This window comes from Collinsella tanakaei, from assembly GCF_021531055.1.
GTDB classification, from domain to species: Bacteria; Actinomycetota; Coriobacteriia; order Coriobacteriales; family Coriobacteriaceae; genus Collinsella; species Collinsella tanakaei_B.
In genome coordinates, this window is the sequence record NZ_JADYTL010000003.1 from 238,537 (window position 1) to 253,463 (window position 14,927).

The 14,927-nt window shown below is 52.9% G+C and carries 13 protein-coding genes; all 13 read left to right on the forward strand.

Going from position 1 to position 14,927, the window contains the following annotated elements; genetic code table 11:
* Window positions 1-141: 141 nt before the first annotated feature.
* The 13 genes from I6E04_RS04700 to I6E04_RS04760 all read left to right on the forward strand — a co-directional run bounded on the left by I6E04_RS04700 (window position 142) and on the right by I6E04_RS04760 (window position 14,803).
* Window positions 142-333, forward strand: coding sequence for a hypothetical protein (locus I6E04_RS04700; RefSeq protein WP_235422005.1), 192 nt, complete (start codon window positions 142-144; stop codon window positions 331-333).
* Window positions 334-339: 6 nt separating this feature from the next.
* Complete coding sequence (locus I6E04_RS04705) at window positions 340-849, forward strand: hypothetical protein (protein WP_235422006.1); 510 nt, start codon at window positions 340-342, stop codon at window positions 847-849.
* Between the two features lie 1,560 nt (window positions 850-2,409).
* Window positions 2,410-5,754 carry a type I restriction endonuclease subunit R gene (locus I6E04_RS04710; protein ID WP_235422007.1) on the forward strand — a complete coding sequence of 1,115 codons (3,345 nt, stop codon included), beginning with the start codon at window positions 2,410-2,412 and terminating at the stop codon, window positions 5,752-5,754.
* Between the two features lie 2 nt (window positions 5,755-5,756).
* Entirely contained in the window at window positions 5,757-6,413 is a 657-nt protein-coding gene (locus tag I6E04_RS04715) for a hypothetical protein (protein WP_235422008.1), read from the forward strand.
* Window positions 6,410-7,756 carry an AAA family ATPase gene (locus I6E04_RS04720; RefSeq protein ID WP_235422009.1) on the forward strand — a complete coding sequence of 449 codons (1,347 nt, stop codon included), beginning with the start codon at window positions 6,410-6,412 and terminating at the stop codon, window positions 7,754-7,756. Before I6E04_RS04715 ends, I6E04_RS04720 begins: the two co-directional genes overlap by 4 nt.
* A 10-nt stretch (window positions 7,757-7,766) precedes the next feature.
* Window positions 7,767-9,158, forward strand: a complete 1,392-nt coding sequence (locus I6E04_RS04725) for a vWA domain-containing protein (RefSeq protein WP_235422022.1) — start codon at window positions 7,767-7,769, stop codon at window positions 9,156-9,158.
* Window positions 9,158-9,805 carry an HNH endonuclease gene (locus I6E04_RS04730; protein WP_235422010.1) on the forward strand — a complete coding sequence of 216 codons (648 nt, stop codon included), beginning with the start codon at window positions 9,158-9,160 and terminating at the stop codon, window positions 9,803-9,805. The genes I6E04_RS04725 and I6E04_RS04730 overlap by 1 nt, the downstream gene beginning before the upstream one ends.
* Window positions 9,806-9,838: 33 nt before the next feature.
* Window positions 9,839-11,296: a type I restriction-modification system subunit M gene (locus I6E04_RS04735; RefSeq protein ID WP_235422011.1), complete on the forward strand. Its 1,458-nt coding sequence runs from the start codon at window positions 9,839-9,841 to the stop codon at window positions 11,294-11,296.
* Window positions 11,296-11,778 (forward strand): helix-turn-helix domain-containing protein, encoded by a 483-nt coding sequence (locus tag I6E04_RS04740; protein ID WP_328225429.1) that lies wholly within the window; start codon window positions 11,296-11,298, stop codon window positions 11,776-11,778. Before I6E04_RS04735 ends, I6E04_RS04740 begins: the two co-directional genes overlap by 1 nt.
* Window positions 11,765-12,322: a hypothetical protein gene (locus tag I6E04_RS04745; RefSeq protein WP_235422013.1), complete on the forward strand. Its 558-nt coding sequence runs from the start codon at window positions 11,765-11,767 to the stop codon at window positions 12,320-12,322. Before I6E04_RS04740 ends, I6E04_RS04745 begins: the two co-directional genes overlap by 14 nt.
* The gene (locus I6E04_RS04750; protein ID WP_235422014.1) at window positions 12,319-13,476 is read left to right on the forward strand and encodes a restriction endonuclease subunit S; all 1,158 of its coding nucleotides are present in this window, start codon (window positions 12,319-12,321) and stop codon (window positions 13,474-13,476) included. The genes I6E04_RS04745 and I6E04_RS04750 overlap by 4 nt, the downstream gene beginning before the upstream one ends.
* 4 nt (window positions 13,477-13,480) lie before the next feature.
* Window positions 13,481-14,122 (forward strand): DUF6602 domain-containing protein, encoded by a 642-nt coding sequence (locus I6E04_RS04755; RefSeq protein ID WP_235422015.1) that lies wholly within the window; start codon window positions 13,481-13,483, stop codon window positions 14,120-14,122.
* 270 nt (window positions 14,123-14,392) lie between these two features.
* On the forward strand, window positions 14,393-14,803 hold the full coding sequence (locus I6E04_RS04760; protein WP_235422016.1) for a site-specific integrase: 411 nt from the start codon (window positions 14,393-14,395) through the stop codon (window positions 14,801-14,803).
* Window positions 14,804-14,927: the final 124 nt, after the last annotated feature.

The following is a 14,927-nucleotide window of genomic DNA, read 5'->3' on the forward strand; positions in this document are numbered from 1 at the left end:
CAGGAGAAAATTGGGACACACCGGCCGCTGGCGACGCAACCGTCGGTTCATGATGGCGCCTGCGGGGCTGCGCTGCACTACAAAGGGGCTGCTCCAAATTGAAAGAACACCCATGAACGGAACGATTCTGCAAGGATTCTCGTGGTACCTGCCGGCGGACGGATCGCACCGCTGTTCGACGTGCTGCTGCACTACAACCTCCGGGCGGCATCGTGCTCGAACGGCGACGTCGACCTGTCGAAGATCTTTGCCGGCACGCTTGTCGAGCGCGATCCGATGCACGCGGTGACCTTTGCCGAGAACCATGACACGCAGCCTGGCCTGGCACTATAGTCGTTCGTGCAGACGCGATTCAAGCCCGCCGCGTACGCGCTGATCCTGATGCGCGAGGCAGGCTACCCCTGCGTGTTTTACGGCGACCTGTACGGCATGCCCAATGACGGCAACATCCCTGCCGTGCGTGAACTGCCGCTGCTCATGGAGATCCGCCAGCGCTTTGCCTACGGCGTGCAGCACGATCACCTCGATGCGCCGGACGTGATCGGCTGGACGCGCGAAGGCGATACCGAGCACGAGGGCAGCGGCGTAGCAGTGGTGATCACCGACCGCGACGGCGGCGAGAAGCATATGTTCGTGGGCGCGGCGCATGCCGGCGAGACCTGGAGCTGCGTTATCGACGAGCAGGATGACGTCGTGGTGGACGCCGAGGGTTGGGCCACGTTCCGCACGCTCGACGGGCGCATCTCGGTCTACCTGCCCGAAAGCGCCGCCGACGCGCTCGAACATGACCGCGAACTGCACCGCATCGTCCGCGAGACGGCCGAAGACACCGAGGAACTGCGGGCGTAGCCGGCGGTTTTCGCCGATAAATACCTATTTGCTGTCTGCGGATGTCTTGGCATTGTGGGCGACACCGCCTTTGCCGCCCTGACGGGTGGGGCTAGGGCAGACCCGACGCGCGTTTCTGCAGGTTTTTACAAGTTGTGTACCGCTCTTTTTCCGCCCCAGCGGTTTCGGTACCGCTGGCGAGCTGCCCGGCCGACGTTTTCGCAGGTCGGACGCTTCAGGCACCCTGTCCGTTTGTGCTGTTTCCCCGGGTATCGAAATCAAGCAGTACACAACTTGTAATAAACTGCAAAAAGCGACCCTCCGCCTGCCGCCGGGCGTGGCGAACGCAGGCGACAAGATGGTGCCAGGTTCAAACTTGTCCATGAAGCTGCAGCTCATAGCAGGACCTTGCTGCAATGAGGCCAGCAACTGTCTGCGGCCGGAGTCCTAGACGGCGCCGCTTGATTTGGATGGGGCTGGCTACCGCTTAGCGGTGGGCGGCCTTTCCTCCCCTTCTCACGTATGTTTGTAGCCTCGAGCCTTGGATACGAGCTTGATTGCCGCGATGGCGTGGCGAGCAAATCGAATGAGAAGAAGGCGCCGGAATCAAATCGCAGAAAAGCCAGGTTGCGCGCTTCGTCGCCTTCTCCATTAGGGGGTTATAGCACGTTCCCCCGTACCGGAGAGATCCCCGGCCCTTGGAAGCTCGCACTTACGGTCGGGCCATATCAGGTGTGCCTACGGTGTCTCGGCCTTGCTGCCCGTCGGCTTACAGCAGCTTCCTTCGGATCTTTTTGAGATAGTCCTTCGTGAAGCTATGCTTCGGGAAAGCGCTCAGAACAACAAAGTCGTCAAACCTCAGTTTGTCGACCTGGGTAACGAAGTCTTCGAATCCGAGCTGAGACGACATTTCTGGTATTGGAATTTCAAAAGACTTGAACGCCCTCAGGTCAATTCGAGGCATCTTTGCTCCCGCAACATGCTGCGAAATGAACCGCACAAATGAATCGCTGCGCAGTGTATAAGCAAGATACACCTGAGTTAAATAATCCTTGTTAGGAAGTAGTGGAAGCAGCTCAGAAGTGCATATGCCTGCAGAATGGGGTATTACCACCTTATTCAAGTACGGCCGCAACTTAGAAATTAGGACGTGACGTTCGCTAAATGCAATAATTGATGACTTAGTATCTTGAGCTTCAGTCATCTCATTACGAAGTATCCTGCCGGTCCCAGACTCAATAGCATCCAGGTTTAACAGCCAAACTGCTCCCGATTTCGGCATTGAATCGCCCTCGATTGGCGCGACGGATGCCAGCGTTTGAGTGGGCAACGCCTTAGAGTTGCTTACAGGGTCGCCAAACAACTCGATAAACCGGGATTTGACAAAACAGGTTGACCTAAGATGAGGGGGGCTAGCAAGCCATCTCTTTCGAACGGCACACATGAACCGCCCCCACACAGGTAACGCTGCCGGCCGTCGGCGCTTAAAAGCGCTTCGTGCCACCTTTCACCTGAAAAAGCTCTTTCCTCAACAGCAGGGCCTTATAATTGGCTCACTGTACTCTAATCGACGGGAATGTTATGAACTTCGAATTCCTTAAGAAGGCAACGGGGCTCGAGACCCTTTACGAATGCTGCAACAAAGCGGAGCAACTCGCGCTTTCTTTTCCCGATATGAGCTGCACTTCCGCACGCACCGCGCTTGAATACTTGGTCTCCATCGTCTATGGGTCGATCAGCAATTTCGACGATTCGTCTCGTACGCTCTTTGAGAAGGTCACCGACCCCGTCTTCGTCAACTATATTAACGATGAGACCATACTCACCGCGATTCACACCGTTCGAATGAATGGCAACAACGGCGCGCACGGAAACATGGTTACTCCGCTCGTTGCATGCAAAACACTAGAGCAGCTCCAGTACGCCGTTGGGGAGATCTGTATCAACATGGGAGCTGTCGACGATTATCCACCTTTTGTCTCACCGCTTAACCGAGCACAAAAAGCAGCAAAGGCACCTTCATCGCCCAAAACCCCCGCAACGCCCGAATCGCCCTCGGCATCAAGCGCCACTCCTGCGCCAACGAAAGAACAGATTGCTTACTTCGCGCCAAAACTGCGCAGAGCAAAATTCAATGTCTCACGCCGTCGAGACGAGAGCGAAAACAGAAAACTATTCGTCGAGGCATCGCTGCGCGAGTCACATTGGCCAATCGCCAACAGCAGTAACCGAGCAGTTCCCTCTACCGCCTCGATTAACATGTCGTTGGACGATGGGTCCGAGATTGACTACATCCTCTATGGTAAAGACGGCAAGCCTCTTGCTGTTATCGACTTTTCCCATTCCGGAAGCAATCCCATTGAGGGAAGGGCATCGGCACAACACGCCGCGGAAGTCCTCAAGACACGCTATGGCTACCTGCCCACGGCATACTATGTCTCCGGATATCATATTTATTGCATTGATTGCCTGGGCTTTCCCGTGCGACGCGTATTCGGCTTTCATTCGATTGATGAGCTCGACCTTCTCAAGCAACGCGCCTCTGGACGTAAAGACATCGTCAACCCCACCATCGATGACGAAATCACTAACCGTCCCTATCAGAAAGCCGCCATTACGGCTATCTGCCGTGCCTTTAGCGATAAACGCCGTCGAAGCCTTGTGGTCATGGCAACGGGAACCGGCAAGACGCGTGTCTCCATTTCCGCAGTCGATGTGCTGCTTCGCGCTGGATGGATTAAAAACGTGCTCTTTCTCGCAGACCGCACAAGTCTTGTCCGCCAAGCGCACCGGAACTTCAACAAGCTACTTCCAGATGTCACGACGTCGGTGTTCACGGGAACGAGCGATAACCGGGACAAAAACGCCCGCATCGTCTTTGCCACGTATCAAACCATGATTCGCATGGTCGATGGAGACACCCGGGAGTTCGGCATCGGTCGATTCGACCTCATCATCGTTGACGAGGCACATCGCTCCTTGTTCTCTAAGTTTGGCAGGCTTTTCAACTATTTCGATGCACTTATGATCGGCCTTACGGCGACTCCGCGCAGTGACCAGGATAAGAGCACCTATGACGTCTTTCAGCTGCCGGAGGCAGAACCCGACTTCGCCTACGAGCTTGAAGATGCAATCCGGGACAAGTATCTCGTAGGCTTCGAGATTCGCGACCGTACGACCGAAGGGCTTCGTCGCGGAATAAGCTATGACGACCTTTCTGATGAAGAAAAGGCGCAAATTGAAGAAGAGTTCGGGGAGGATATCGATACCATACTCAAGGTCTCCGACGAATCCGGTAGGGTCGTCATCAAGCCCGATAGCAGAACCATCAATATTCCAACCATCGACCTCATGCTTGCCGACCTCATGCAGGAAGGTCTCAAGATCAACGCAAACGACACACTGGGCAAAACCATCATCTTCGCCAAGAGCCACAAGGAAGCAGAGGTGATCACCCAGCGCTTCAGCGTGCTCTACCCCAACCTGGGTGCAGATTTCTGCAAGCTCATTGACAGCCAAGTTGAAGATGCCCTCAAACTCGTAGACTCATTCGGAGAGCGAGATAAGCTTCCCCAAATTGCCGTGAGCGTCGATATGCTCGATACCGGAATCGATGTCCCCGACGCGCTCAACCTGGTCTTTTTCAAAGCAGTGCGTTCCAAAATCAAGTTCCTTCAGATGGTCGGCCGCGGTACGCGTCTGTCAAAGGACATTTTCGGTCCCGGCAACGACAAGAAGGGTTTCCTCGTTTTCGACTATTACGATAACTTCCGGTATTTCGGAACCCATGACACATGGTCGACTGTTAAGGGCAGTGGAATGGGGCAGAAAGCAACTTCGCAAAACGTCGTTCGCGATGAGCTCATGCTCGACGTTCTCGCTCAACTTCAGGGAAATAAGCACCGCACACCCTTTGAAACCACACATATGCATGCACTGAAAGATTACTTCGAGTCCGGTGTTCACGCGCTCAACAACGATGCCATCGAGGTCGACCGAAACATCGCCTTTGTAAACAAGTATCGAACCGATGGGGCATGGGACGCTCTTACCGAGAGCCAAACAACCGAAATCGAGGAGCGCATCCTCCCGCTCCTACCCCACGAACCGGAACCTGCCAAGGTAAAGAGCTTTGACATTCTCATCTACACCGTCGAGGCACAATACGACGAGTACATCGAAAGCGGCAAGGATCCGCGTGCCATCAGGCGCGGTTTCCAATGCCTAGGAAACGATTTTACGAGGCGCATGAACGAACTGCTCAAGCTCAAAAGCATCCCTGAGATTCTTGAAAAGGAGAAGCTTATCATCGACATGATAGATGGAGCGTATCTCCTTGACGATTACTCGCTCGAGCGTGCGGAGCAGGTACGGAATGAGCTGCGCGGCCTCATGCAATACATCCCCGATCGACAGGAGTACTACATCGTCAACGTGCCGGACTCCCTCATCAAAGGCGAAGATGTAGATGGGCTGCAGGGCAAGACCTACGTCGATCGCTACGAAGAATATCTGCGAGATGACGACAACATCGCGCTTTCCAAGCTACGCATGCTCGAACCTCTTACAAGCGAAGAGAAAAATGAGCTCAAAGATGCGTTCACCAAAAGGCTTGGCACCGAAACAGAGTATGCCGCCTGGTCGGATAACACGCCGCTGCTCTCCTACCTGCGCAAGCGAGTGGGCATTTCGGAACAGGCGATTGAATCGAAGCTTGGACATATCTTGAATAACCCCTCCCTCAGCAGCGAACAGCTCGCCTTTATCGAGCAAGTCGTGGAATATGCTCGTGCTAACGGCGACGTTGAGTCAAAGACGCTTCTCCAGACGAGCCCCTTTAACAGCTACGATTTCCATACGCTCTTCGGAGAGAAATTCCCCTTGCTGAGAGACCTGCTGGACACTCTGCATAAGCCGGTGGTCTAGTAATGGCAATGGACGTAAAGCGTATTCTAGACAACCAGGGGACACAGCTGCTCGATGTCGACCTTGACGTACTCGAAGAGGAGCTGCAGACTGGCGGATACGACGCCACCTACATTCGGTACTGCCAAGAGCTCATCGACGATTTCCGAACCTTGCATAAAGGAAGCGCTAAAGAGCGGAAAACGGTCCCCAACGAGATGCCGATGGCGTCCAATATCGCGAACGGGAACAGCCTCTCGCCATTCAACGAGGCCTTCGAAACGACCACCATATCGAATCGAAGCAGGTTCGCGCGAGACCTTCTCACAATCCGGGATGCAGGTAGACCGACAGGGGCCTTCCGCAAACTCCTGTCCAGCTCCCCTTATGTCGACGAGAAGTTTATCGACGACAATATCGATCTCTTCACCCCGGACGAGCTCAAAGAACTGCTTAAGTTCATGCCTCTCAGCGAGCGTTTCCTTGAAAAATACTTTGCCTCTCTCGACCACGAGGCGTTGGCAAAGAACCAAGAGTTCTCTGAGGAATTCTTTATCTCCCACTACAGCGAGCTCGACGCTCAAACGGTCCTGAAAAAAGGCGTTAATGCCTGGAGGGTAAAGGGCCGACGCTCCCCCAAACTCGACATGTTCCTTCGCATCAAGGGAGTTCGATTTTGATATCCATCAACATCGCGAAGCGCCTCGTTAAGCGCGCTCTTCTGGCGAATATCGCCACCGAGAAAAAGGGTCTTGCCATCACTCCCCTCATTTCAGGCAAGCACGGAATCGGCAAGTCTGCCATCGTGGAAAGCATTGCCGAGGAACTCGGAGGCGTGTGCATGACCATTGAGGGTGGTACGCTCAAAGAGGGCGAGATAACGGGCCTGCCTTACCAATACGACTCTGGCAACGGCCATATCGGCTTCCGCTTCCTTCCGTATTACGCCGTCGAACGCATCCAAGAAGCAGAGAAGGCGATCTTCAAGAGGGCGCATGCAAGCGACTCGTCTCTTGGCGCAGGCGACTCCCCAGAAGCCACGCTTTCGGGGGATGTCAACCGCTTCGCCATGAACAACATTTCACCGGCAGAGAAGGTTCGGCTGCTCTCTACGGGCAAAATCGCACCGGTAATCGTTTTCATCGATGAGATAAACCGTACGGAGAACACCGTCTACAAAGAACTCATGAATATCCTTCTCACCAGGACGGTTAACGGCTACCGCTTCCCCTGGTGGGTGTTCTTTGTTGGCGCAATGAATCCGAGCACGCAGAACAGTGTCTATGCCACCAACGAAATGGATCCGGCGCAGCTCGATCGTTTTCTTAAACTCAAAGTCACCAGCAATAGCGGGGAATGGCTACGCTACGGCAAGGAGTCGGGAATCTCGCCCTCAATACTCCGATTCATAAAAGACCATCCCAAGTGCCTCTCCGAATCTTCTGCGGAGCTCGAGGACGAGGAGAAACCAACACCCTCTCCTCGAGGGTGGGACATGGTCGACACCATCCTTTCGAGCGAACCCTTACTCCGTCCGTTCTTCACTGAAGCGGAAAACAGCGAAAGAACCGTTTCGCGCGATATGAAGGCGCTCGTTTCGGCAAAGTTGGGATCCACCGTCGCCACCATGTACTTTGCAAGCCTAGCCGAGACGACCCCTGCGCTTAGCGCAGAGCAGGCACTCGGCCTTGTCGACAAAGACATCGATGTCGCCGATAAGATTGGCGCCATGACGGTTGCCAAGCGCGTTCAGACATGCGACGCCGTCCTGTCCTATCTTGCCGACAATATCGAATTTCTCATGCTCGATAAGATGGGATTCAGCACGGCGAAAGCGTCTCTCTCCAATTTCATGGACGCCTTGGATCCCTCGACGAAACTGCTTTTCGCTCAGAAGGTCGCTGCAACGGTGACATCGGACGGAAACAACCTAATCGAGTTCCTCTTCGACATCTTTGAAGGGGATTTGACGGATATGCTCGACCTCTCTGACGAGACGAGGGCGCTCATAGAGAAGAGCTGATGTGGCTAGAATGGAAAGCATAGCAACGATTCACCAGGAGATGCGCGAGCTGGTTGAGGGCTACCAGAGGGAGCCGCAACCACAAATCCTGCAGCGACTTGATAGAGGCTTCCAGCGATTCACTCAGCTCGCCACATTGTTCCTGGTATCGGAGCGCGATACCTATTACGGGTACTTCTTTATGTCCATGTCCTTCAGGACCAACTACTCAACGGATGCCATCGCCGGCATTCTCCTCGATGTCTACCCTCCCGTCTTTGAGGCGAATCCCCTTCTCCTGTTCATGCTCTCGCTCAAAGAAGTCATGTACGCGTTCTGCCATGAGGTCGACCATGTCGTTTTCAACCATCCGGCGGAGATGGTCCGCACCAATCCAGAAAGGGACCCTGGTCTGTTCAAGCTCTTCAACTACGCTGCCGATGCCTCGGTAAACGATCAACTCAACTACGAGATCGCCCAAGGGAAGAAGTTTCTCTCCCCTCCCAAGGGAGTCATCACTTCAGAATTACTCGCAAAGCGATTCGGTCTTTCGAAACTGGCACCGCGCCAAGACTATCTCTACTACTTCAACCGAATCAAAGACAGAGTCAATGCAAGCGATGACAGCGAAGAAGCCTCGAGGCGGTCCGGGACAGCTCAGAAGAACGCCGCCCCCGACGGTCGCCAAGGTCAAAAGGGCTTCAGCATAGGCAACCACACCTGGGAATCAGCCTCCGGAGAAGACGGCGGCGACACGGGAGCTCTTGACGAGATGCTTGAATCGGCAACAAAAGAGCTGCTCAACAATGTCAACGATCTCATGGATGAGGAGGCGCGCAGCATGATGCCAGCACGCTTCACCGAGAGAATCGCACAAATCAATGAACCGCCGAGGCTCAATTGGAAACAGCTCCTCAAGCAGTATGTCGGAACTATCTCTGCAGAAAAGCTCAAGACCAGATCCCGTCTCAATAGACGTCAGCCCATGCGCTACGACCTGTCGGGCACGAAAGAAAGCAAGACGCTCAAGATTGCTGTTGCCATAGATACCTCCGCTTCCATGGACACCGAGCAGCTGAAATCGGTCTTTACCGAAATCTTCGCCATCGTCGCGCACCGCCGCTATGAAATAACCGTCATCGAGTGCGACGACTCGGTACAAAACGTATACCGCATCAAATCGCCTGAGGACGTGAAACTCGACGTGACCGGTAGAGGAGGAACCCTCTTCTCGCCGACTATCTCATACATAAATGATAATCGCTATTTCAGGGATGCCCTACTCATCTACTTCACGGATGGCTTCGGAGAGCGGCGAATCCCGCGTCCGCGAACATACCGAAATCTCTGGATCATCCTCGGTCCAATAAAACATCTGTCCGTCGAGAACCCCTATGGCATCGTGCTTCCTATGGAGGACTGATGGAGCGTGTAAGCAGAGATAGCTACATCCAACGAAAACTCTATGCGAACGCTGCCCGAGACTGGTGCCGGTCTCTCGAGAACAATCGTTCTGGCGTCGAGTTTAACGAGGCGGACTGTCGCGGTGATGCACTTGTTCGCTGCCTCATCCAGAAGGTCGGACCGCTGGACATCAAAATCGGCTACGACGATGTAACTGCTGAATGTGGCGACATCACCAGATTCTTAGCGATATACGCCAATGAGCAGTTCAACCAGCTTGCATTCCAATCGCGACTCGACACTTTGCTCTTCGACATCTTGGCTGGGACAACACCTTCCAACCAAGAAGATATCCTTCTAGAGGGAGCGCGTACGGAGGTCCCGCTCGATCGCTACGAGCGGAGCAACGCCGCGCGAAAAGCGTGCCTTGCTGCCCATGGAACCTCTTGCGCGATCTGTGGCTTTGACTTTGCGCGCGCATACGGTCCGCAATTCGCCGGAATCATCCAAGTGCACCACATAACGCCCCTCTCTGCTTCCGGGGGCGAACATGAAGTCAACCCGGTAAAGGACCTTATCCCCGTGTGTCCAAACTGCCATGTCGCGCTTCATTCAAAGCCGGGCGGCACATATCTTCCCGAAGAATTGCGCGCGTTGATGAGATAATGAAACGGTTGAAACTCGGCGAACGGAGCGTCCATGATCACTGGTGAACTCAAGACCAAGGTCGACGGCATCTGGGACATTTTCTGGTCCAACGGCGTGAGCAACCCGCTCACCGTCATCGAGCAGCTCACCTATCTCATGTTCATCAAGATTCTCGATGACAACGAGACGCGTCGCGAGAGGAATGCGGAACTCTTGGGCGAGCCCGTCACTGATTCCATCTTTGATGCCGAGCACCAGAACTGTCGGTGGCATATCTTCCGCAACTACGAGCCTGATGCTATGTACGAAAACATGGTTCAGAACGTGTTCCCCTTCATCAAGGGTGAGCTTGGCTCAAACAAGGACACCGCCTTCGCAAAGTACATGAAGGATGCCATTCTCGTGGTGAGCAACGCGCGCACGCTCACCCGAATCGTGGACAAGCTCGAAGAGATCGACCTCTCCAACAAGGACATCATGGGCGATGTCTACGAATATCTTCTCTCCAAGCTCGCCACCAGCGGGCAGAACGGTCAGTTCCGCACGCCGCGCCACATCATCAAGATGATGGTCGAACTCATGCAGCCCGCCCCCGAGGACGCCATCTGCGATCCGGCAATGGGCAGCGCAGGCTTCATCTGCATGGCGGCCCAGTACATCAAGGACCACTACAAGACCGAGCTCATGCGCTCCGACGTCCAGCAGCGTTTCCAAACGACCATGTTCGCCGGTCACGATACGGATTCCACCATGATGCGCATCGGCGCCATGAACATGATGCTGCACGGCGTCGAAGCGCCCAACATCTCCCAACTTGACTCGCTTTCCGAGGACAACGAGGAGCGCGACGCCTACACCCTCATCATGGCCAACCCGCCTTTCAAGGGCAGCCTCGACAAGGAGACCATCGCCAAGGATCTGCGCAGCACGGTGTCGACAACCAAGACCGAGCTCCTGTTTCTGGCGCTTTTCCTCAAGAGCCTAAAGGTCGGCGGCCGCTGTGCCTCCATCGTCCCCGACGGCGTGCTCTTTGGCTCCCAAAAGGCGCACAAGGCAATCCGAAAGGAGCTCATCGAGAACAACCGCCTCGTCGCGGTGATTTCCATGCCCTCCGGCGTGTTCAAACCTTATGCCGGCGTGTCCACCGCCATCCTCATCTTCACCCGAACCGACAACGGCGGCACGGACAACGTCTGGTTCTACGACATGCAGGCGGACGGCTTCAGCCTGGACGACAAGCGAGAGCCCATCAAGGACAACGACATCCCCGACATCATCGAGCGCTTTCACAACCTCAACGCTGAGAAGGACCGTGCCCGTACCGAGAAGAGCTTCATGGTGCCGGTGCAGGAGATTATCGACAACGACTACGACCTCTCAATCAACAAGTACAAGGAGATCGTCTACGAGAAGGTCGAGTACCCGCCCACAAGCGAGCTAATTGCAGAAATCAAAGATCTCAACGAACAGATTGCCAAGGGCATCGCCGAGCTGGAGGCGATGCTGTGATGGCAACCGCAAAAGAGATGGCAAGAAAATGGGGCTGCTCGGAAAGCACGGTAAGAAATTACTGCGCATCTGGAATAATCCCACCAGCTGAGAAAAGCGGAGTTCCGCGAAAGTGGGCCATTCCGGATGACTGGCCCAAGCCGCCAATGGGCCGTCACGGACTTTGCTTTCTGCTAGATACGATTCATCAGCTTAACAGCGGAGTGAAATATGAATCGATAAAATGGGGCTACAAACCTAGCGAGATTCAGGTGGCGTACGCATATCTAATATCGGCAGCGTTTATGTCGACAATCGACACGAATCGCTTATCAGCCGAATTACATAAATCGATGGTCACCCCCCGTGGTGCTGAGCTAATTGAGCGTGAAAATCGAGAGGGCAAAAGCAGCACGAAGTTCAGAGCAAATTTCAAGGTCTCTGGAGATGTCGGTATAGCATCATTCGAAGTAGGCGGAGAGATGTCAAATGCCCGAGACTAGCACCAAGCGCATAACACACTCGAAATTAACTTCCTTGGTAGGCCGCGCATCATTTTCTGAGGCTTTCAAGGACGTTTCTAAGGGTGTCACTAAAATCAAGCAGGGAGATTACCTCACTTCCGGGTCGCATCCCATAATCGATCAAGGCAAGCAGCAAATTGCCGGATACTCCAATAATGAGGATGGGCTATTTACTGATGTTCCGGCAATTGTTTTCGGAGATCACACTAGATGCGTCAAGTATGTTGAAGACCCGTTCTTTGCAGGGGCGGACGGCGTGAAGATCCTTAAGCCTCGTTTGTCCAACAATGTTCGTTATTTGTATTACGCACTGAAAAGTCTGAAACTGGAGGACCTCGGATACAGCAGACACTTCAAATTATTGAAGCAGTCCACTTTCGTGCTTCCAGACAATAATCGCCAGAGCTATATCTGTAACGTGCTCGATTCTCTTGAGAATCTGTCGGAGTATTCTCAACGCTGCCTCTCTCTCCTTGATGACCTAGTCAAATCCCGGTTTCCTCGAACGGCGGTGACGGCATGAAAACGCGACTATCGGACCTCTATACGCTGCAAATGGGCAAAACTCCTTCTCGAAATGTACCGGAGTATTGGCAGGGAGGAACTTATCAATGGGCTTCGGTGTCCGATTTGAGCCGGGGAGGAAAGCATCTTGCTAAGACGCGAGAACGGATAACCGAAGCGGCAATCGAGCAATCCGGAATAAAGGAAGTTCCCGCAAACACGGTTGTTATGAGCTTCAAGCTATCGCTAGGAAAGGTTGCGATAACTAGAGAGCCGCTCTTTACCAATGAGGCCATTATGGCATTCATCCCCAAAGACGATCGAGCTCCAATCGCAGAATACCTGTTCTACCAGCTTCAGTGCCATGATTGGGTGAAAGAGTCGGCTAATCGAGCGGTCATGGGCGTGACTTTGAACAAGGCGTCCCTCTCGAAAGTCGAAGTAACCATTCCGCCCAAGTCTGAACAGGAGAGAGTAACTGAGCGTCTCCGCCATTTAGATGCTCAGCTTCATAGCTGCAAAATCACTGTGAACAAGCTTGATGAACTGGTCAAATCCCGGTTTACCGAGATGTTCGAAACTGCCGAAATCAGACGTGTTCGACTCGCGGACTGCTGCGAAAGAATCACCAAGGGCACAACCCCTACGACTATTGGGTTCTCCTATGAATCAACGGGGGTTAATTTTATAAAGATAGAGACTATCGATAGTCGAGGGGAGCTAATCCCCGACAAAGTTAGCCATATTTCCCCGACCTGCCATTCCGCAATGGGTCGTTCACAACTATTCGAGGGTGATCTGCTCTTTTCGATTGCGGGAGCAATAGGACGCTGTGCCATAGTCCCTTCATGGGTACTCCCGGCCAATACCAATCAGGCACTGTCAATAATTCGTTTAAAGAATGATGCGCCGTTGAATCGATTTTATTTGAAAGAAGCGCTCTCATCTTCATTGATTATTGAAATGACAAGAAGGGCAAAACGAGGCATTGCACAAGTGAACCTCTCACTTAAAGACGTGGGGAACTTCTCGATACCACTCCCCCCTATAAAGCAACAGGAGCGGTTCGCCGAATTCGTTAATCAGGTCGACAAACTGAGGTTTGATGTCCAACAGCAGATTGAAAAACTCGAAACTCTGAAGAAATCTTTGATGCAAGAATATTTCGGATAAAACTATGTCACTGTTTGATCAGATTGAGGAATATAGAAAACGAGTCCTAATCGCTCACTGGGAGGCGTTTAACTGTATCAAACACGCTCCTACCAAGGGAAAGATAAGGGAACGCACAGTACGTACTTTGCTACAAGAGGAATTTAACATCACTCCTGTTAGCGGAATAGTATGTGATGATAAAGATGATTGGCAAAGCCCCGAGATAGACATAATGCTTCTTTCCCAGGCAGCTCGACGTGGCATAGCGAACATCTATCATCTTGATGATATTGTGGCAACGTGTGAAGTGAAGTCCTTTGCTAGTTCAAAAGACTTCACTTCAGCTGAAAACTCTGCAGCAATATTAAAGAATCACTCTGACAACAAAATAATAACCACGCTTTTTGCCTTCGCTACTCGAGCGAAGAGAGAGACAGTCTGTACCCATTTTGGCTTTTCGTTTGATCTGACTATTGAGGCATACACAGGCTACTGCAAAGACACCGACAGTTATGGTCATATCGATCACTTCATCTCATTAGATGCAAGTGATAGAAAAGAGCCATTTCTGATTACCAGAGGCATAACTGGAGAACGATCACTTCAAATTGGAGGACGTCCAATCGAACAATTTCTTAAATTATTCCAGCCCGATTATTTCTGATGCTTTTAGCAAAAGCGAAGTAGGGGCTGTATCTTTCAGAAGATATCTATCACTTTATTACGCGCGCAATAGAGCTCATCACAGCAATGCTGGAAACAGCGCCAGCCCCACGCGGAAGTAAAAACCCAGGAGAGCAATTTCTCCAAGGGAATCACCTCCCTTCGCATATTATTTCCCAGCGAAATACTGGGAATAGTCTTGATTATATCCTTTCGCAAAGACGGCGGGCGCGCTTTGTCGAAAACATAAACCGTTAACGTGGAGAGGGAAATGAGTCAACAGACGGTCATAAACATGATCTCGCAGGCAATGCTGCCCCATCTGGATAATGCACAGATGAGACAGCTTTCTTTTGTCTTGGATAGAGTGCTAGCCGAATACAACTTACAGCCAAGAAACTCAGAAGCCGAAGTCACGCTCGGACCATCAAGCCTTGAGCTTATGAAGGCATTTCTCTCTGCAAAGCACCTCGAGGGCTGTAGCGAGAACACGCTCAGATACTACAGATCCGTTCTCTCGCGCATGCTCAGCACAACCAGCAAACATGTGACTCATATGAGAACAGAGGACCTACGCCAATACCTTTCCAACTACGAACTCCGATCACGCTGCAGTAAAGCAAACATCGACAACATCCGCCGCATTCTTTCGAGCTTCTTCTCATGGCTTGAAGATGAGTGAGTAATCGTCCTTCTCGGTACCTGGTGTAGCGCGAATCGATACCGCCCGGCGCCCCCGCCGATATTCCCGCTCGATACCGCCGATATTCCGCATCGATACCGCCCGCGGGGGCTGCGGCGCCGGC

Coding starts and splice junctions, on each gene's coding strand:
- I6E04_RS04750 (WP_235422014.1), top strand. CDS start 12,319: ATGAAAACGCGACTATCGGACCTCTATACGCTGCAAATGGGCAAAACT.
- I6E04_RS04715 (WP_235422008.1), top strand. CDS start 5,757: ATGGCAATGGACGTAAAGCGTATTCTAGACAACCAGGGGACACAGCTG.
- I6E04_RS04710 (WP_235422007.1), top strand. CDS start 2,410: ATGAACTTCGAATTCCTTAAGAAGGCAACGGGGCTCGAGACCCTTTAC.
- I6E04_RS04725 (WP_235422022.1), top strand. CDS start 7,767: ATGGAAAGCATAGCAACGATTCACCAGGAGATGCGCGAGCTGGTTGAG.
- I6E04_RS04730 (WP_235422010.1), top strand. CDS start 9,158: ATGGAGCGTGTAAGCAGAGATAGCTACATCCAACGAAAACTCTATGCG.
- I6E04_RS04745 (WP_235422013.1), top strand. CDS start 11,765: ATGCCCGAGACTAGCACCAAGCGCATAACACACTCGAAATTAACTTCC.
- I6E04_RS04735 (WP_235422011.1), top strand. CDS start 9,839: ATGATCACTGGTGAACTCAAGACCAAGGTCGACGGCATCTGGGACATT.
- I6E04_RS04740 (WP_328225429.1), top strand. CDS start 11,296: ATGGCAACCGCAAAAGAGATGGCAAGAAAATGGGGCTGCTCGGAAAGC.
- I6E04_RS04760 (WP_235422016.1), top strand. CDS start 14,393: ATGAGTCAACAGACGGTCATAAACATGATCTCGCAGGCAATGCTGCCC.
- I6E04_RS04755 (WP_235422015.1), top strand. CDS start 13,481: ATGTCACTGTTTGATCAGATTGAGGAATATAGAAAACGAGTCCTAATC.